Genomic DNA, 19,925 nt, shown 5'->3' on the forward strand with positions numbered 1-19,925 from the left:
TTATAGTATAGGCAATTTTATAGCCACCAGATAGCCAGACCTGCCATGCTCAATTCTAGTTTTTCCATCTACTCGTTGGTATCGCTACTTACTCTTAGCGTGAGTATGACCGCCTGCCAAACCCTGCCAAGCAACGCTCACCTGAATAAAAGCACCCAACTCACCCAAAAAGCACATAGCCGTCAACCAACCTTTTTGGCAAATACTGACAGTGGTCATTCAACGCCACATAGCACTTTTAAACACCTTATCAATTATCAGCAAAATAACCCACCATCAGGCTACTATCCGATAGCCACAGGTGCAGATGCCCTAGATGCTCGTAGCTCATTGACCAAGATGGCAAAATCCACCATTGATATCCAATATTACATTTGGCACAATGATAAAGCAGGACGCAAAATGATAAAGGAGTTATGGCAGGCGGCAGAGTGTGGGGTCGTTGTACGGCTATTGCTTGATGACTTTAATAGCTCGCCTACGCTTGATGAGTTACTACTGGCATTTGATCAACACCCCAATGTCGCCGTCAGACTTAGCAATCCTTTTGCTCATCGCCGATTCAAAGCCATCGACTTTTTGACCAACCCTACTCGAATCAATCGCCGTATGCACAACAAAAGCATGACTTTTGATAATGAGCTTAGTATCATCGGTGGTCGCAATATTGGCAACGAATACCTAAATCATCACAAAAATAACAACTTTGCCGACTTAGATGTACTGCTAGCAGGTTCTGTGGTGAAAGACATCAATCAAAGTTTTGAGCAATATTGGTCATCGCCATTAAGCTATGACATACGCACACTGGTCAAACCTTCGCCAAAAAAGCTGTCTGACCTCATTGAAGATGATATGACCGATGACACCAATTCCCGCACAAACCCATTTACCCAGACCATTGCTTTTCGTTGGGCTGATATTGAATTTTTGGTTGATGATGTTGGCAAGCTAGATAAAAGTGCATCACTGGACGAGCATTTGGTCAGTTTACTACAACATAAGCTCGGTCATCCCAATAAACGCATCAGTATCATCTCATCATACTTTGTACCCACCAAAGATGGGGTGCTAACGCTTAGACGATTGGCAAGAAGTGGTGTAAAAATTAACATTTTGACCAATTCTTTTGATGCCTCCGATGTAGGGGTGGTACATGCAGGGTATGGACATTGGCGACACGATTTACTTGCAGCAGGGATTAATCTGTATGAAATAAAATCCACTGCCATCAATACCAAACAGAATGACAATAAATTTTGGCGTACCAAACAAATCACCACAACCAGTTTACACGCCAAAGCCTTTGCCATCGATGATGAGCAGGTATTTATCGGCTCATACAATATTGACCCTCGCTCGGCAAACATTAACACCGAGCTTGGTGTGCTGATTTATGATGAAAGATTGGCAATGCAGCTGCATAACGCCCTACAAAATCAAAAAATCCTAAACCAAGCCTATAAAGTTGTACTGACCAAACAAAATACGCTAGAGTGGCACACCTTAGAAGATGGTAAATACACTGTTTATACCAATGAACCCAACATGAGCCTAAAAGACCGAGCAGGCGTGGCATTGATGGCAATAATGCCAATAGACTGGTTATTATGATGTCATTCTAATAAAAGCGGTTTTGTTGTTAGTTCTTGATGGTCTATTGGAAGGGAAAGTAAGACAAGTTTAAATTATAACACCTTTATCACTCATCAACAATGCAGAAAATGCCCCACTCAATGCTATACCAATCAAGTGAATGCTTATGCTTAGCCCTTAAATAACAAAAAACCCATCAAAACGGGTTTTTTGTTATTTGGGAATTTCTTTACTAAAAGTATCTTTTGATCAGTTAGAAGCTGACGGTCTCAACGCTCGCATCTGATGCTTTTAGCATGATGTTGGCAGATTGGTGGGCAAATATGCCGTTACAGACCACACCAACAATGTTGTTTAACGCTTCTTCTAGCTGTACTGGTGATACAATATCCAAATCATAAGTATCTAAAATGACATTACCATAATCAGTAACAAAACCTTCACGATATACAGGGTCGCCACCCAACTTGACAAGCTCTCTGGCGACATAGGAACGAGCCTGTGGCAACACTTCTATGGCAACGGGGAATTTACCCAGCTTTTGTACAATTTTTGACTCATCAACCATGCACACAAACGACTTAGAAGCAGCAGCGACAATCTTCTCACGAGTCAAAGCACCGCCACCACCTTTAATCATGTTACCCTGAGCATCAATTTCATCTGCACCATCAATGTACAAATCAAGCTCGCCAACCGTATTTAAATCAAAAATCTCAATACCGAGTGCCACAAGTTTTTCTTCGGTAACCTTAGATGACGATACCGCACCTTTTAGTTTGACTTGTGGCAAAAGCTCAATTAAGCAATTTACCGTACTGCCTGTACCCACGCCTAAAATCATACCATCTTGAATATAGTTTAGGGCAGCTTTGGCAGCAGCTTGTTTTTGTGCCAGCTTTGGGTCGACTATCGTCATATCACACCTATTGGATAAAAAATAAATGCTTGGTAAGTAGCCATAAGATTTTAACTCATTAAAAAGCAACGAATAAAATCATAAACTTAGCTTAATTTTAAATAAAAAAAATGACTTCATCAGCACATCTTCGGCACACTTTGTATCTACTACCGTTGCTACCTTCCGGTCCTGGCGGGGTTCATAGTACATAGTTGCGAAGCTACCGATGAAGCCAAGCCATTATTATACTTAATAATTTAAAATATGCAAGGGGATTTTAAATTTTTTAAGTCAAAATAACATACAAATCATTAAGGCTGTATCGGCACAAATCTTCTTATCTGATGTGCTAGCCCTTCTGCAATGATTTCTGCTTGTAACACTCGGCATTCTGCCAGTTCAAAATGACTAGGACAATCCCCTTCAAGGATTGCTGTCATGTGTGCCACAATTGGCATATGGCATACGATGGCAACGGTTAAACCGTTCATCTGGGTACCATATTTATGACGAAGGGCGTACTCAATATCATTTATTCCAATCTTTGGATTGTCATCAGGGGTGATGCGATTGACCGTGATAAAATCAAGCTCTTGACCTGCTACCACAAGCTCATCAAAAATAATGCTCGCAGTTTGGTTGGCACGATTATAAGGGCTTGTAATAATAACATCAATCAAACCTTCGCTGACCAAAAACTCTGCCGTTTGCTTGGCTTGCTGTCTGCCAAAATCAGTTAAATCACGCCCTGCATCATCATGATGTGGCACAGCCTGCCCATGTCGAACAAAAATTAATTTCATTGTCATCACTTGTCTTCTGCTTCTTTATCAATACCACTTAGCGTGCTTGGTTTGGCATCTTTACTGGTTCTTAGCACTTCACTAAACTCTTGGCTTAATCGCTGATTACTCTCATCATGTGGCATGACAAACTCCACATCACTTCTAAAGCCTGTCTCCATCAAGTTCAACGCCACACCCAGCGGAGCTTTATCTTCATATAATACGGCATGCAGAGCGTGCGTGATGGGCATATACACACCCATTGCTTTAGCACGCTCATGCACTTGTAAGATGGTATTCACCCCTTCTGCAGTTTGTCCGAGTTTTTTTGCGGCATTATTCAAACTTGTGCCTTTGCCCAACATATTGCCAATACGATAGTTACGACTCAGCACTGAATTACAGGTTGCATACAGATCGCCAACACCTGACAACCCCAAGAAGGTCAAAGGATTAGCTCCCATCGCCACCCCAAATCGGCTCATCTCCGCCAATGCACGAGTTAATAACATGGCTCTAGTGTTATCGCCCACATCATAGGCAGCTGCCATACCCATGGCAATGGCATAAATGTTTTTTAAGGTGCCGCCAAGCTCCACACCCTTAACATCATCAGATGCAAACACCCGAAAAAATGCACTATGTAATGCCTCTTGCACCGCTGTACGCAACAGCTCTGATGGTGATGCGATGACAGTCGCTGATGGCATATTGTCCATGATTTCAAGGGCTAAATTTGGACCACTCATCACACCATAATTGACCTGTGGTAGCACTTGTTGAATGATATCGCTCATCATGGCAAAGGTCTGTTTTTCCATTCCTTTGGTCAAGGATATCACTGCTTGATGTGTGATGAACGGCTTGATTTGTGTCAGCATCTCACGAAATGCCGAGCTTGGCACTGCCACAAAGATAATATCTTTACCCTTGACCACAGATTCTAGGTCATGGCTGAATTTTAAAGCATCGTCTAGCTTATGATTAGGTAGGTATTTTTTGTTGATGCGGGTTTTCTTCATTGCCTTGACAGCAGCCTTATCACGCACCCATAGCGTAGCATCACAGCCGTTGCGTGCCGCCATGTTCGCCATCGCCGTACCAAAACTACCACCCCCTAAAAACACCAGTCTTAAGGCATTGGTGCGAGATGTTTTTTGTTCATCTATTGGTGCTGTTAGATTTTTTTTCTTGCCAAGCCGTGCTAATTGTGCAATATTTGCGATGATGGGTGTATTTTCAAGACCTACATCTTTGATGGCATGTATTGCATCATCAATGCCACTACTTGCCGCATTGACAATTTGTTTTACCGCTGTGCCGCTTATTGGTTTTGGTAATTTCATAAATTAAGCCTTTATTTGTGGTAGTAATGGCAACAGCCATACAGCACATAAACATCAATGTCTAAACTCAGTCAATTCATCAAAATCAATGGCTTCTCGAGCAGGCACTTTAATATCACTAGAACCCACATACACAAAACCACAAATCATATCTTTATCCGCCACCTTAAAATACGCCTTAACAGCAGGTTCATTACAAAGCGGACCTGTACGCCATACGGTACGATAACCCAACGACTCAAAAGCAAGCAACATATTTTGAACCAATGCTCCTGTACTTAGTAACTGCTCAAAAGATGGCACCTTTTCATGTTTTTTGATATCGGTAGCAACCGTGATGATCATTGGTGCTCTTAGTGGCATATTTAATAGTTTTTGCTTGGCGGTATCATCAAGTGGCTCTTTAGATGCTTCTTCACCTGACTGTAGCAACGCCCGACCAAACGCCACCAATGCATCACCTGTCATCACGGTCAGACGCCAAGGCTTTAGTTGCATATGGTCAGGAGCGGTTACAGCCGCCCGTAAGACATGGGCAAGCTCATCATCGCTTGGCATGGGTAAGATGAGTTTGCCAATGCTACGGCGAGCGTGCATGACATCAGTGATGGGGTTGATTAGGGTATCGTATTTCATTACTTATCCTTGTTGCATTCATATTATTCCACACGATGCTCTTCGGCAAGATAGTCTTCTGACTGCATCTCAAGTAGGCGTGAACGAGTGCGTTCAATCTCAAAGGCAAGTTTTTGCCCTTGATATAACTCCAAGATGGATTGATCGGCACGCACCAACAGTTTGACACGGCGGTCATAAAATTCATCCACCAAATAAATAAAGCGTCTGACAGGATCCATCAGTGTATCTGTCAAAGCAGGAACATTGTCCACCATCACCGTATCAAAATCATTGGCAATCTCAATAAAATCCGCTGCAGAGCGAGGCTGCATACACAAAGCACGAAAATCAGCCAACAAAATAGTTTCGGTTCGCTTAACAATCTCTATCTCACGCCCTGCCACCACAATGGGAGCGGTTGTGATCGATTGTCCTGCCGACAAGGAATCAAATCGCTCAGATAGCCAGTCTTTGGTGTCGTCCGTCAAAGGATAACTGTATAGTTTGGCCTGTTTTAATAACCTTAAACGATAATCAACGCCGATGTCAATATTCATGACGGTATTATTTTTCTCAACTTGAGCAATGGCAGGTAAAAAGCGGTTACGATGAATGCCGTTCTTGTACAGCCCTGATGGCTCAATGTTTGATGTCGCCACCAAAGTGATGCCACGCTCAAATAGCATGGTAAATAAATCTCCTAAGATCATCGCATCAGATACATTAGAAACAAAGAATTCATCAAAACAGATGACGACTGCTTCTGAATGAATGATGTCTGCCACCTTCTGCAATGGATCGGTCTGCCCTTGTAGCTTGACCAGTTCAGACTGTACACGCTGCATGAAGTGATGAAAATGCATACGCATCTTGCGTTTGATGGGCAAACTTTCATAAAACATATCCATCATCCATGTTTTACCACGACCGACACCACCCCACATATAAAGCCCTTTTGGGGGGGTTGGCTTAGATTTAAATAAGCTAGCAAAAAACCCTTGCTTGGTAGCACCATCAGCCGTAATAAGCTCGTGATATAGGTTATCCAAATAGGTCATGGCTTGGCGTTGCACTTCATCTTCGCTAAAATTACCTGTTGCCAATGCCGCATGATAACGCTCAAGGGGCGTTTGATTGCTCATGATTATCCTTAAAACTTAACTTGCAATGATAGATAAAATATAAAACCCAAAATATTGTACATACTCATGACTTAATACAACTTAGATGGTTTGGTATTTTGGATTAAGGCTTGCTTTAGGTCGGTCAGCTTGCCATGAAAAAGATGACCAGCACCTGCAATAATCGCTTGATTAAAGCCACGATGAACAGCAAATTGATGTAACAAAGCAGGTGCAACAAGCCCATCGTTATCACCATAAATAACAAAGGCATGACCAGCGTTAATCGTCAGACGACTTGCATCATTACGCACAACCGATGGGGCAATTAAAGCCAGATTATCAAGGCGTAATGACTCAAAGACACCGCCCGTCCGCTGATGCTCATCAAGCAAATCCGCCATACGACAAGCAATAAAACCCCCAAAAGAAAAACCGCCAAGCCAAAGCACTCTAGCATTCGTACGGCTCATCGCCCATTTTAATACCGTCTGTGCATCCATAAATTCGCCATCGCCATATTCTGATACACCTGATGAGCGACCTACGCCACGATAATTAAAACGCACCACATCCATATTAGCATCACGACAAAATCGATACATGGTGCTTACCACCTTGTTCATCATCGTACCGCCATCTATTGGATTTGGGTGGCATAGTAAAGCAAGCGTATCTGTCGGTTGTCGGTATCCCTTTTGCCATATAGCATCTACTTCTAATACGCCATGGGGTGCATCTATTAAGGTGGTCTCGTTATTCATGATAAAAATTTTCCTAAATCCTCACATTATAACACAGTTTTGGTTATGGTGCATTTATCTAAGTTTTAAGCTCGTCTGGCTTTGCCATTTCCTTTTTTCAGCTAAAAATCTGTTAAGTACCCAAAAAAGCAGTATAAAATCAAAAATAACCCACTCTTTATTAAAAACCCATTATGCTCCAAATAAATAAGTGTATGACCATCTCTTATTAGTCCACTAATTCTAAAATGGAATAATAATTTGTATTTTTGCACTTAATCATTTGCACGCAACTATCATATAATGATTTACCTGTTTAACAAATTGGAACAATTCATGAAAAAACAACTACTTCCCCTAACGCTTACCATTGCCACCCTTACCCTAACCGCCTGCGGTAGCAATCAAGACAAAGAAAACACTACCGCTAAGACAACAGACACCAAGATTGAGCTTTTGAATGTCTCTTATGATGTGGCAAGAGATTTTTATAAAGACTATAATCCCTTGTTTATTGAGCATTACAAGAGCATCAATCCCAATGCTAGCATTGATATCAAGCAATCTCACGGCGGTTCTAGCAAACAAGCCCTATCGGTTAAAAACAGTCTTGAAGCTGATGTGGTTACCATGAATCAAGGCTCTGATGTTGAGCTACTTGCTGACAGTCAGCTTGTTGATAGCAAATGGCGTCAAAATTTTCCAAATAACGCTATTCCATTTACCAGTACCATTGTCTTTATTGTACGAGATGGCAACCCTAAGGGCATTAAAGACTGGCCAGACCTAGCCACACAAGGCAAAGAAATCGTCATTGCCAACCCAAAAACTACAGGTAACGGTCGTTATGCTTTTTTGGGTGCTTATGGCTATGGTTTGCACACCTTTAATAAAGACGAAGTCAAGACCCAAGAGCTTGTTAAGGGTCTGTTGAGTAATGTCAAAGTATTTGATAATGGCGGACGAGCAGCGACCACAACTTTTGCCCAGCGACAAATTGGCGATGTACTCATCACCTTTGAAAACGAAGCTAATGTCATCAAAGAAAAATTCGGCAATGTGCAAATCATCTATCCAAGCTACACCGTCAATGCCGAAAACCCTGTGGCGGTCGTCAATGCCATCGCTGAAAAGAAAGGCACAACTGAAGTCGCCAAAGAGTACCTAAACTACCTATACAGCGATGCAGGTCAAGAGCTTGCAGTGAAATACTTCTTACGCCCAAGCAACCCCGATATTTTGGCTAAATATCAAGATAGATTCCCAACCATGCAGACTTTTTTCCCAAATGATGTGTTTAGCGATTGGAAATTTATTATGGATACCTACTTTAAAGAAGGCGGTATTTATGACAAATTGGCAGTCGGTGCTACAGGCGAAGTAGTCAAAGCCAATAAATAATTAGCCCCAATACGCTGATGACAAGCTCGCTTTTTATGGTGAGCTTATCTTTTTTTAGACCGCCTAAGTTCATCAGTATCTTGAGTTTGTCAAATGTCATATCTATACAATAAAAATAAATCATTAAATCGCATTGGTCATTTGCCCAAATCAAATCAACACTCAATCATTCCAAAAAGGAAAAAGCATATTCCATATTAACCATAGCATAACGCCATCAATATTTTACAATACACTCAAATTTTTATAAAAAGACAGCAGTCATGACAGCATCAGCCATACACCAACCAAAAAACAAACAAAGACGCATCATGCCATTTTTTGGACTAAGTTTGGGAGTAAGTGTGTTTTCGCTATCGTTACTTGTGGTATTGCCTTTTGTGATGATGATTTTTACGACACTCAACATGGGGTTTGGTGAAATCATTGACACCATCAAAGAACCACAAGTCTTTGCTGCCATTAAATTATCGCTATCTATGGCAATTTTAGCGACCTTGACCAACCTTGTCTTTGGCACACTGATTGCTTGGGTGCTGGTACGCTATGATTTTTGGGGCAAATCGCTCATCAATGCTTTGGTAGATTTACCCTTTGCTCTACCAACCGCTGTAACAGGCATCGCTCTTGCCACACTTTATGCTCCCAATGGGTTTTTTGGACAATGGTTTACCAAAATAGGCATGGCTTTAACAGGAGAGCCTATTCGCATTGCCTTTACCCCAATAGGCATATGGCTTGCCCTGATTGTGGTGAGTTTTCCTTTTATTGTGCGTGCAGTACAGCCCGTACTTGCCGAGATGTTGGTTGAATTTGAAGAAGCGGCGGCTGTGATGGGAGCAAATCGCCTGACAACTTTTACAAAGGTCATCTTACCTGAGATTGCTCCTGCCATGCTAATCGGTGCAGGCATGATGTTTGCTCGTGCTACAGGCGAATACGGTTCGGTGATTTTTATTGCAGGTAATATCCCCATGAAATCTGAAATCCTACCACTCATCATCGTCTCAAAATTAGAGCAGTTTGATGTAGCAGGGGCATCATGTGCAGCACTCTTTATGCTACTGGTCTCCATGGTTGTATTGCTTGCCATCAACTTTACTCAATGGAAACTTTCTGCCAAACTTGGGGCAAAAACCAATTAAGACAGCTCATCAAACACCCCTTAATTCATTAAAGTAAATCAGCAAACACGATAAAGCATCATCATTTAAGCAAAAATTGGAAAAACGACATGGCAAGCCAATCCACCTACGACTATCAAGCCCACCCTGCCACCAAAGATGCCACATGGATGAAATGGCTGCTTATTGCTTTTGCGGTTGGCTTTATGACCATTATGCTAGTGATACCACTCATTACAGTATTTTATGAGGCCCTAAAAGAAGGTTGGGAAGCGTATGTTATTGCACTATCCGACCCAGATGCTCTGCACGCCATCAAGCTGACACTCATGACCACTGCCATCGTCCTACCCATCAACATCATCATTGGGGTGGCACTCGCCTATCTCATCACACGGCATAAATTTCGTGGTAAATTTATCATCACCACCCTACTTGACCTACCTTTTGCCGTCTCTCCTGTTGTGGCAGGTCTTATGTTTGTACTACTGTTTGGGGCAAATACACTAATTGGGGGATTTTTTGAAAGCATGGGCGTTAAAATCATTTTTGCCACAACAGGAATCGTGCTTGCCACGCTATTTGTTACCTTTCCTTTTATTGCACGAGAAATCATACCGCTTATGCAATCCATTGGCGACAGCGAAGAAGAAGCTGCCCTAACCTTAGGTGCTAATGGTTGGCAGATGTTTTGGCACATCACCCTACCAAACATCAAATGGGCATTGCTCTACGGAATCATTTTGACTAATGCTCGTGCAATGGGGGAATTTGGTGCGGTATCAGTAGTCTCTGGACACATTCGTGGTCAGACCAATACCATGCCATTAATGATTGAAATCGCTTATAACGAATACGCTTTTACGACCGCTTTTGCCATGTCAAGCCTGCTAGTCTTACTTGCTTTGATTACTTTGGCGGTACAAAATATCATGGCTCGCAAGAAAGCTACATAAAACCAACCTGCCCCATGATAGACATTAGATATTAACTTGCACTGGAAAAAATATGAGCATTGATATTAAAAACATCTACAAACAATTTGGCAGTTTTACCGCTTTAAATAACATCAACTTTACCGTTAATACAGGCGAACTGACTACTCTACTAGGACCATCTGGCTGCGGAAAAACCACACTGCTTCGCATCATCGCAGGTCTTGAGACGGCGGATTTAGGAGACATATGGTTTGATGACATCAATGTTACCAACCTGCCCGTACAAAAGCGTGGCATTGGCTTTGTGTTTCAAAACTACGCCCTATTTCGCCACAAAACCGTTGCCCAAAACATTGCCTTTGGTCTTACTTTACTAAAAAACAGACCAAGTACCGCTAACATTGATGCACGAGTGGCAGAGCTTTTAGAATTGGTGCAACTTGGTCATACCAAAGACCGTTATCCACACGAACTATCAGGCGGTCAGCGTCAGCGTATTGCTTTGGCACGAGCCTTAGCAACATCACCCAAACTATTACTACTCGATGAACCTTTTGGGGCATTAGACGCCAAAGTGCGTAAAGAACTGCGTACTTCACTTAAACAAATTCAAAAAGACATCGGCATCACTTCCATCATGGTAACACATGACCAAGAAGAAGCAATCGCCATCTCTGATAAAATCATCATCATGAATCACGGTGTGGTTGAGCAAATTGGCACGCCTGATGAACTATTTGCTCGCCCAAATAGCGAATTTGTGGTGGACTTTTTGGGTTTATAGTAAAACAAAATTGGGGGTAGATTGGCTAAATTTAACCACACTTAGGTTAAATACTGGCGAATTTTTATTAGCCAATCCACCCAAAAAGAACAATGGTTTACTAATATTTTTTTGCTAATAACGCAAAAAATTTGTTACAATGGTTAAAATTTTAATCCTGATTTGACATGATGCAACAAGAACACACTTTTAACCACTCATCAGATAACGCTTCACAAAAACCACAATCCACGCTAGAGAATTTTGCTCAGATCAGCGGTTTTGACGGCGATAGACTGATTGAAGATATTTTTATCAGTTGGCAACAAACCCTAAGTAGCCTAAAGCACACTTATGCTAACGCTACTAGCCAATTTATTGATGAGATTAAAATACCCATCAGTCAAAATCAAATCAACGATGCACTATTTACCTATGTCGTTAAAAATGTTGATATGGTGCACGATTTAAGACTTGATGTTCACGATGGTTGGTTGCGACTATATACCACGGTTCATGTTCAAGGGATATTTGCCAGTCTCGCTAGCAATTTTGAATTGGTGCATTTGCAACTAGACAAACACACTCAACGACTGGTGCTACGCCAGACTGGCGATACCGATGTATTAGAACTACACAGTAAAAAATGGTGGCAAGCACCTTTGGCAAAATTTGCCCTAAATAGCTACCGTGCGATCTTCAGAAAAGACCCGCTACCTGTCATTTTAAATAATATTAAAATTAAACAAGTGCCATTCGTTGAATACAAAGGCAATATCGTCTATTTAGAAATCGGACGATGGCTAAAAAACAGCGAACTTGTCATGAACGCCATTAAAAAAGTACAGGTAAATCAAGGCGTTCTAGAAAAGCAGCAGCTGTCTTTATACATTGAGCCAAACTTCGCTGAGATTTTAAGTTTTGGCGATCCTAACACTCCCATCATCACCGAACAAGACAATCCAAACCCAGATGACGACAAGAAGGATTGATGATTGTAGAGATTTTGGCAGTTTGATTATGCCATGACACACGACTTTTCCATCACAGACGGCTAAAGCCTACTTCATACTTACTAAGAAAATACCCCAAAGCCAGAGTTCTAGCTTTAGGGTGTGGCTTAAAGACAGACTGGTTTTTCAAGCCCATGACTGGTCAGTCTATTGGATTAAACGCACTTGGTCAATCCATCTATTATTGACCGACTTTCATGATATTGATATCACTCATTTCATCGCCAATCTGATGCGTAGCAATGGCAAGTACGCCAATCTGCCCATTAGTTTGTAACTGAACAAGGCTATGCCAAACTGTTTGGCGAGTACTTTGATCAAGCCCTGCAAATGGTTCATCAAGTAACAGCACCGCCTTTGGAGCAAGTAGTAGCCGTGCCAAAGCCACACGCCTGCCTTGACCGCCAGAAATTGCCGTGCCATATTCGCCAAGCGGAGTATCTAGTCCTTTTGGTTGGGATTTTGCCCAGTCAAGCAGTCCCACCTTATCTAACACCGACCACAGTTCATCGTCATTTGCAGATGGCTTACCCAGTCGTAGATTATCCGCTAATGTTTGATCAAAGATATCGACATTCTGCCCCAAATAGCCAAGAGAGCTACCAAAATCCACCGCATCAATATCCACACCATTAACCAAAATTTCACCACCAACACGAGCAATCTCTCCTGCCAATGTAGCAAGCAAAGTGGATTTACCTGCACCTGATGCACCAACAATGAGTGTTGGCTTAGTGGGAGTTAATACGCCATTGATGTTGGTTGTAGCCATCAGCCCTTTTGGCATTTTTACGGATACACCATGCAGATGAATCGTGGGCGTGCTGGCTATTGACTGCTTTTGGGGAATTGACTCACCATCAATCAAGGTGTTAATGCGAGTTTTAGCAAGCAGGCTTCTACCCCAAGCCAATGGCTCGCCAACCAGTCCGAGCAAGATTTCTATCAGACCTAGTAAACCAAGTAACAGTGCCAGAACAACAGCAGGAGTTGGAGTTAAGGCTTGATTGCTTAGTAACTGTATGACAAATGATTTAGCCTGACCATCAAACAGACTGCCTGCCACCATCAGCAGTGCAACCGAAGCAATGGCGATGATGACTTGAATGAGTGCTTGACGGTTGCGTCTTAATCGCATGGCTTGGCGTGTGGTTTGGGCGTATGCTTCATCTTGTGCCGACAAAGTCGCTACTTGCTCTTGCCACCTATTCCATGTCAATAGTGCGGTTAAAGCAGGCAAAGTATCCAATAGCTTACTCTTTTTTTGGGTTAATAGTATACTTTCACGCTCTGCTAGCCTTACCCCTTGTTTTAGCGTCCAAAGTGCCACAAGCAAAGATGCTAGCAGACACAGCACGGTAAATAATGCCGTTGGTAACACCAAAAGTATCAACACCGATAATACACCAACCGCCAAAGTGGCCACAATAAATGGCGAAATCAGCCGTAGTGGTAATTCATCAAGTATATCAATATCTCGCACGAGCCGTTGCATGGTCTCGCTACTACTTTGAACATCTTGTCTATTCATACGAACTGACAGTGGCAGACTTGCCCAACGAGCAAAAAATCTCACCCTTAGTTCTTTTAATAGACCAAATACCGCATGATGCGACACCATCAAATCACCATAACGAGCAAAAGTACGCACGATGGCAAAACCACGAATCATCACAGATGGTATCAGATAATTAAAGGTTGCACCAAGAACAAGTACACCTGCCACACCTGCCATCGTAATAAACCATCCTGAGAGCATCACCAAGCCCAATACAGACAGAACGGTTGCAATGCCCAAAAGCCATGCAATGCCCCACAATAACTTTTGACTTAACAAAAGCTGTCTTAGGCGAAACTTATCATTTTGCCCTCTCATGGTGCCTCTCCATTAACCAAATCCTGATTGTTATCCTTGCCTAAATAATACACCTCATCAAATGCCACGCCCGCCTTATCATGCGTTACCCAAATCACGGTTTTATCCCTACTAATATGGCTAAGTAACGCCTTGATATGCCCTGCTGTCTCGCCATCTAGGTGCTCGGTTGGTTCATCAAGTAGCCATACTTTGGCATCTTGAAGTAACAACTGAGCGATGGCAATACGCTGACCCTGACCACCTGATAGACCACCGCCACGCTCGCTAAGCATGGTATGAATACCGCTAGGCAACCCATCAATCACCTCTTTTAGACCGACCGCCTGCAACACTGACACCAACTCATCATCACAAGCATCAGGCTTGGCTAGGCGTAAGTTATCTGCAATACTCATCGGCAACAGTGGCACGGTCTGCGACAGATAACCAAATTGTTCTCGTAGTGTAGCAACATCTATGTCATCATAGCGTACCGACTTACCATCAGCATGAATAATAATATCGCCCTCAAAATCGCCAAAACCCAATAAAATCTGCAAAATCGTAGATTTACCCACACCACTTTCACCCATGAACGCTGTGCATTGACCTGCCTGACAAGTCAGCGTAGTTGGCGACAGTCTCACTCGACCATCATCACCAAAGACTTGCACATTTTTTAATTCAAAAGCAGGAGATGAATCAAAGATAAAAGGAGTACCACCGATTTGTTTTACCTTAAAATTCAATATAGGAGCAATCGCCTTAGCACAAGCTACCGCTTGACCTTTCACATGATATTCCGCCCCCAATCTGCGAAGCGGAGCATAAAATTCAGGGACGAGTAGCAAGATAAACAATGCTTCGCCATAACTGGTCAGCACCTGCCCTTTAGCCCATGGCAGCACACCCATCAAACCAAAGCCCAAATACATGGCAACCAAAGCGATTGATAAAGCCGATAAAAACTCAAGCACTGCACTGTTTAAAAAAGCAATCTTTAGCACTTCCATCGTCCGCTTGCGATAGTTGTCCGAGCTTCGTTCAAGGTCTGATGTTGCAATATCTACCACACCAAGTCGTGAAAGTGTATTCACCCCACGAATCCAATCCAAGAACCGACCGCCAAGCTGTGCTAAAGCATCCATCTGCTCACGACTCTTGCGAGCAGTTGCTATGCCAATCAGCATCATAAAAATCGGTACAAGCGGTGCAGTGGCAAGCAGTATCACTGCCACTGTCAAGTTATAATACGCCACACATCCTGCCAGTATGATGGGCGTAGCTATGGCAGTCATCTTTTGGACATTAAAACGAGCGTAACCAACCAGACGGTCAGGTTCATCAATGATTTTGCTTGATAACGCCCCATCAGAACCAAAGTAGCGTCTGGCTTGTCCCAATTTACCTAACTTATCAAACAGCCTTGCTCGCACACGCCCAGCAATATCAATACCAATATTTGTCAGCACAACATCTTTGATATAACCAAGCCCAATGCGTATCAGCATACAACCAAGTAGCACCGCCAAACTCGTCCAAAGCCCCCTTGCCCGATATGGCACATCATGCACAAAAACATCAAACCAGCCACCAAACAACACCATCAATTCATACGACTGCACCACAAACACCAATACGCTTGCCACATCCAGTAGCCATACCATCATCATGGGTTTTTTAGCGGTGGCGAAAGTCGTGCGTAAAAATTTATTTGCCATGATGTCATCTTGACTGCGTTTGGACTTTCGTTTTGATTGTCTTATGGGCTTTTGAATAGTTGTTCGGCTATGGCTGTTATTTGGGGATTGATCGGTCATGGCGTTATTGTTATATAAAAGATGCTATTAAAGAATTTTAGGATAAATAATGACGAAAAACAAAATGTTTCATTATCGCTAAATTTACCCAACTTTTCAAGATAGCATGACAAAATATAGAAAAATAGACCATTATTGATGATGCTTTATTGGTTATATTGCCACCTTACTATCATTCCATTTATAAATGAGTCATTGAATTAAAATACCAAAATAAAATAAGGGTCGTTACCAACCCTTATTTTCAGACATCAAATGAAAAATTATTTTGGCGAGACCATCTGTTCTGGACGAACAATCTCATCAAACTCTTCGCTTGTCAATAAACCCAACTCAATGGCGGTCTCTTTTAGCGATTTGTCATTTTTATAGGCAGTTTTTGCAACTTTGGCTGCATTTTCGTAGCCGATTTTGCGGTTCAGTGCCGTAACAAGCATGAGCGAATGATGCAAGAAATAATCAATCTTCTCGTGATTTGGCTCAATACCTATTGCACAGTTATCATTAAAACTATTAATGCCATCACTTAGCAGACGAATGGATTGCAATAAATTATAACCAATCACTGGCATATAGACATTAAGTTCAAAATTGCCACTTGCTCCAGCCATCGAGATGGTTGTGTCATTACCAATCACTTGACAGCACACCATCGTCATCGCTTCAGATTGGGTAGGATTTACCTTGCCTGGCATGATGGATGATCCAGGTTCATTCTCAGGAATGCGTAGCTCACCCAATCCACATCTAGGGCCACTGGATAGCCAACGGATATCATTGGCGATTTTATTCAAGCTGACGGCCAAAGTTTTTAGAGCGCCACTGGCAAACACTTCAGCATCACGAGCCGCCAGTGCCTCAAATTTATTCGGAGCGGTAACAAAGGGCAATTTGGTCAAATTAGAGATTGTTTGAGCAACTTCAATAGCGTACTTTGGGTGACTGTTTAACCCCGTCCCAACCGCTGTTCCACCCAGTGGCAGCTGATATAGACCAGTTAAAGCATCATCAATGCGACTAAGTGCCAAATCAAGCTGTGCCACATACCCACTAAACTCTTGCCCCAAAGTTAAAGGGGTGGCATCTTGCAAATGAGTGCGTCCGATTTTGACAATATCGGCAAAGTCAGCGGATTTTTTAGCAAGGGTTTCACGCAATGATTTAACGGCAGGAATGAGCTTATGGTTAATCTCTATGGCACTTGCCACACGAATGGCAGTAGGAAAGCTGTCGTTAGTAGATTGGGCATGATTGACATCATCGTTCGGATGAATCGGCTGATACAAACCTTTTGGACTGCCTGCAAGTTCATTGGCACGATTAGCAAGAACTTCATTCATGTTCATATTAGACTGCGTACCAGAACCTGTCTGCCAGACCACAAGCGGGAATTGATCCATAAGCCCGCCTGATAAAATTTCATCACAAGCCTTAACAATCAGCTCCGCCTTATCACCATCAATACGACCTAAATTGCTATTAGTGATGGCAGCTGCTTTTTTGACGATTGCCATTGCTTGAATGAGTGGAACTGGCAAGGTTTCACCACCGATTTTAAAATTCTCACGACTGCGTTGAGTCTGTGCACCAAAGTAAGCATCGCTAGGGACAGCAATCTCACCCATCGTGTCTTTTTCTATGCGAATATTGGTCATATCAGTCATTGCATTTTCCTTCTAAGTGAATTTAAGATAAAATAAGTGCTTGGTATATTCACCAAATACTATACCACCATTAAAAATAATTCTCAATCATTAGTTATTATCATTTAATCATTAAACGCCTAGCTTGGTTAATTGGAAGCCCTATGGACAACGCCACACTCAGAAAAAACATCAAAAAACAACGAAAGGCACTCACTCAAAAACAACGGCAAAGATTCGCTTTTCTTGCCGGCTTGCACCTACCCAAGTTATTACTACATCTGCCTAAGCACGCTAACATTGGGCTGTATTTGGACGATTTTGGCGAATTGCCAACAGCTCCCATCATGAAGTTCTGCCAAAAATATGGCTTTACGCCCTACTTGCCCATCACCAAGCAAGGCAAACCCTTAACATTCGCTCCTTGTTTTTATCAGCCAACCAAAACCCCCTTAAAACGCCACACGCTCGGCATGAAAGAACCCATGACCAAGCCATCATTAACAGCAAAGCAAATGGACTGCATCATCTGCCCTTTGGTGGCGGTGGATCAGCTGGGTCATCGGCTGGGCATGGGTGGTGGATTTTATGACAGAACTTTTGCCAATTTTCACGGCTTAAAGGTCGGTTGGTGCTACCACTTTCAAATGGTAGATAGATTGGCGGTCAATGATTGGGATCAAAGGGTGGATCTGGTGATTACAGATAGCAATATTCTCAGATTTTTCTAGGGTTAGCTCCATCTTATCCAATAACTCGCCCTATTTGTTGTCATGTGATGACAATATAATGACAAAGAATATATTTTATAATTACTCGTTCCATCTCATAACCGCTAAACTTTTTGGCTAAAATGTCATGCAAGTAGATGGGTTTTTTATGACTAAATCTTCCCCAATAAAAAACCGCCCACGATGAATCATGAGCGGTTAAAATCACTGTTTTTTTGATAACAAAAAAGCCAAATAACCCATACATTTTTTAACATTTTTGCAAAAAAAGTGTATAAATTACTTGACTTTTAATGTAGTTTAAACTATAATATGTTTATCAAGACAAGGTGTTGCAGCACCAAGCCTTGATAGGTTATCCGCCACCGACCTTGTGAAGTGGTGGCGACCTTAGGAGATAAGACAATGAAGGCAGTCGTAAAGCTAATTATCATTGTTATCCTGCTACTACTAAGCAACAACGCTTACTAATGGCAGGTAGCCTGTAAAGGCTGGGGCGGTGGGCAAGCACACCGCCTTCTCCTAAAACTTATGATTATCTTACCAATAATGTAAGGATTTGTCAAATGCCTAAGATTGTCAAAACCCCAAAAAGCCGTGCCGAAACTCAGCGTGAGAGTGATGAACGCCGTGGCGTAAAACCGATTGGTTTTAAAGTGCCGATAGAATTTGCCGAACTGCTTGATGACCTTGCTAAACAAACAGGCAAAACCAAAAACATCATTATCATGGAGGCGGTGGAGCTTTGGGCTAAGCAAGTTTAGCATGACGCACGACAAGCCCAACCCTATCCGCCCACCCCTTGCCATAAATCTCACGCACCGACTGCCGTCCGTAGGGGTGGTGCAGGATTAGAGTGTTGCCCACGCAAGGCGGTGTAACTTCGCTTTTGAGTGTGTCATTGTTGCCGAGCCAAATTAAGGCATGATTAACATGGTGCGTGCGTCCGACACGGCAAAGCAGGACATCGCCGTATTGCAGGTTGTCTTTGTCCACTTCCACAAAGCCTGCTTTTTCAAAGTTCTGCTCATACAGTGGGGCGTGATTGAGGTCTTCCCACCAAGCGTCTGTGCGGTCAAAATCAGGCAATTCAATCTCAAACTCACGGCGATAAAAATCACGGACAATGGCATAACAATCTTGCACACCGTGAATGTAATTTCGCCCCAACAGTGGCGGTTTATACCCACACGGTTCATAAATACCAAAAGCAGGCTCATCACCATAATCTTGCTTGGACACTGCCACGATGACCCACGCCACACCGTGCAGTTCAATTTGTAATTTATCCAAATCAGACGGCAACACACCGCCGTCAGGGTGGTTATGGACGATGGCTTGTATCTGCCCCATACTTTCAGCACGGGCATACTCTTTTGGACAAAGAGTAAATTGCTCATTGTCATGGGCGGTGTTGGTGCAGGGTATGTATTTGTTATTCACAATCACGCCACAGCACTCGGCAGGGTAGCAGTCAAGGGCGTGGGAGGTAATGTCCGATTTTAATTGTTTGGTTAATTTCAT

General features: G+C 42.6%; 18 protein-coding genes and 1 other RNA gene. 8 read left to right on the forward strand and 11 right to left on the reverse strand.

Annotated elements, in window-relative coordinates:
* The first annotated feature begins 45 nt into the window (after positions 1-45).
* A complete protein-coding gene (locus LU276_RS05035; protein WP_284672798.1) occupies positions 46-1,614 on the forward strand; it encodes a phospholipase D-like domain-containing protein in 1,569 nt (522 codons plus the stop codon).
* A gap of 235 nt (positions 1,615-1,849) precedes the next feature.
* On the opposite strand, the gene rpiA is transcribed toward LU276_RS05035, so the two are convergent.
* The 7 genes from rpiA to LU276_RS05070 all read right to left on the reverse strand — a co-directional run bounded on the left by rpiA (position 1,850) and on the right by LU276_RS05070 (position 7,131).
* Entirely contained in the window at positions 1,850-2,515 is a 666-nt protein-coding gene (gene rpiA, locus LU276_RS05040; protein WP_284672799.1) for a ribose-5-phosphate isomerase RpiA, read from the reverse strand.
* Positions 2,516-2,629: 114 nt separating this feature from the next.
* An RNA gene (ffs, locus tag LU276_RS05045) (signal recognition particle sRNA small type) lies at positions 2,630-2,726 on the reverse strand.
* Positions 2,727-2,808: 82 nt separating this feature from the next.
* Positions 2,809-3,300, reverse strand: coding sequence for a SixA phosphatase family protein (locus tag LU276_RS05050; protein ID WP_284672800.1), 492 nt, complete (start codon positions 3,298-3,300; stop codon positions 2,809-2,811).
* A gap of 5 nt (positions 3,301-3,305) precedes the next feature.
* Entirely contained in the window at positions 3,306-4,628 is a 1,323-nt protein-coding gene (locus LU276_RS05055) for an NAD(P)H-dependent glycerol-3-phosphate dehydrogenase (RefSeq protein ID WP_284672801.1), read from the reverse strand.
* Between the two features lie 54 nt (positions 4,629-4,682).
* Complete coding sequence (locus LU276_RS05060) at positions 4,683-5,264, reverse strand: nitroreductase family protein (protein ID WP_284672802.1); 582 nt, start codon at positions 5,262-5,264, stop codon at positions 4,683-4,685.
* Between the two features lie 23 nt (positions 5,265-5,287).
* Positions 5,288-6,388 carry a cell division protein ZapE gene (zapE, locus tag LU276_RS05065; protein ID WP_284672803.1) on the reverse strand — a complete coding sequence of 367 codons (1,101 nt, stop codon included), beginning with the start codon at positions 6,386-6,388 and terminating at the stop codon, positions 5,288-5,290.
* A gap of 71 nt (positions 6,389-6,459) precedes the next feature.
* On the reverse strand, positions 6,460-7,131 hold the full coding sequence (locus LU276_RS05070) for an alpha/beta hydrolase (RefSeq protein WP_284672804.1): 672 nt from the start codon (positions 7,129-7,131) through the stop codon (positions 6,460-6,462).
* A 315-nt stretch (positions 7,132-7,446) separates the two neighbouring features.
* Between LU276_RS05070 and LU276_RS05075 the strand changes: the two genes are divergently transcribed.
* The 5 genes from LU276_RS05075 (at position 7,447) to LU276_RS05095 (ending at position 12,328) form a co-directional block, all read left to right on the forward strand.
* A complete protein-coding gene (locus tag LU276_RS05075; RefSeq protein WP_284672805.1) occupies positions 7,447-8,511 on the forward strand; it encodes a sulfate ABC transporter substrate-binding protein in 1,065 nt (354 codons plus the stop codon).
* Between the two features lie 263 nt (positions 8,512-8,774).
* Positions 8,775-9,656 (forward strand): sulfate ABC transporter permease subunit CysT, encoded by an 882-nt coding sequence (gene cysT / locus LU276_RS05080; protein ID WP_284672806.1) that lies wholly within the window; start codon positions 8,775-8,777, stop codon positions 9,654-9,656.
* Positions 9,657-9,745: 89 nt separating this feature from the next.
* Positions 9,746-10,591, forward strand: coding sequence for a sulfate ABC transporter permease subunit CysW (cysW, locus tag LU276_RS05085; protein WP_284672807.1), 846 nt, complete (start codon positions 9,746-9,748; stop codon positions 10,589-10,591).
* A gap of 52 nt (positions 10,592-10,643) precedes the next feature.
* Positions 10,644-11,357, forward strand: coding sequence for a sulfate/molybdate ABC transporter ATP-binding protein (locus LU276_RS05090; RefSeq protein ID WP_284672808.1), 714 nt, complete (start codon positions 10,644-10,646; stop codon positions 11,355-11,357).
* A gap of 167 nt (positions 11,358-11,524) precedes the next feature.
* The gene (locus LU276_RS05095; protein ID WP_284672809.1) at positions 11,525-12,328 is read left to right on the forward strand and encodes a hypothetical protein; all 804 of its coding nucleotides are present in this window, start codon (positions 11,525-11,527) and stop codon (positions 12,326-12,328) included.
* 202 nt (positions 12,329-12,530) lie between these two features.
* Here the strand turns inward: LU276_RS05095 and LU276_RS05100 are convergent, their stop codons facing one another.
* The 3 genes from LU276_RS05100 to fumC all read right to left on the reverse strand — a co-directional run bounded on the left by LU276_RS05100 (position 12,531) and on the right by fumC (position 17,682).
* The gene (locus LU276_RS05100) at positions 12,531-14,225 is read right to left on the reverse strand and encodes an amino acid ABC transporter ATP-binding/permease protein (RefSeq protein WP_284672810.1); all 1,695 of its coding nucleotides are present in this window, start codon (positions 14,223-14,225) and stop codon (positions 12,531-12,533) included.
* Positions 14,222-16,027, reverse strand: coding sequence for a thiol reductant ABC exporter subunit CydD (gene cydD / locus LU276_RS05105; protein WP_284672811.1), 1,806 nt, complete (start codon positions 16,025-16,027; stop codon positions 14,222-14,224). Before cydD ends, LU276_RS05100 begins: the two co-directional genes overlap by 4 nt.
* A 263-nt stretch (positions 16,028-16,290) precedes the next feature.
* Positions 16,291-17,682: a class II fumarate hydratase gene (fumC, locus tag LU276_RS05110; protein ID WP_284674588.1), complete on the reverse strand. Its 1,392-nt coding sequence runs from the start codon at positions 17,680-17,682 to the stop codon at positions 16,291-16,293.
* A 152-nt stretch (positions 17,683-17,834) separates the two neighbouring features.
* On the opposite strand from fumC, the gene LU276_RS05115 reads away from it, so the two are divergent.
* Together LU276_RS05115 and LU276_RS05120 are read left to right on the forward strand one after the other, a co-directional pair.
* Positions 17,835-18,401 (forward strand): 5-formyltetrahydrofolate cyclo-ligase, encoded by a 567-nt coding sequence (locus tag LU276_RS05115; protein WP_284672812.1) that lies wholly within the window; start codon positions 17,835-17,837, stop codon positions 18,399-18,401.
* Between the two features lie 566 nt (positions 18,402-18,967).
* Entirely contained in the window at positions 18,968-19,165 is a 198-nt protein-coding gene (locus tag LU276_RS05120; RefSeq protein WP_284672813.1) for a ribbon-helix-helix domain-containing protein, read from the forward strand.
* Here LU276_RS05120 and LU276_RS05125 read toward each other — a convergent pair.
* A complete protein-coding gene (locus tag LU276_RS05125) occupies positions 19,152-19,925 on the reverse strand; it encodes an NlpC/P60 family protein (protein WP_284672814.1) in 774 nt (257 codons plus the stop codon). The two genes, LU276_RS05120 and LU276_RS05125, sit on opposite strands and share 14 nt — an antisense overlap.

This window comes from Moraxella haemolytica, assembly GCF_030177935.1.
Lineage (GTDB): Bacteria > Pseudomonadota > Gammaproteobacteria > Pseudomonadales > Moraxellaceae > Moraxella > Moraxella haemolytica.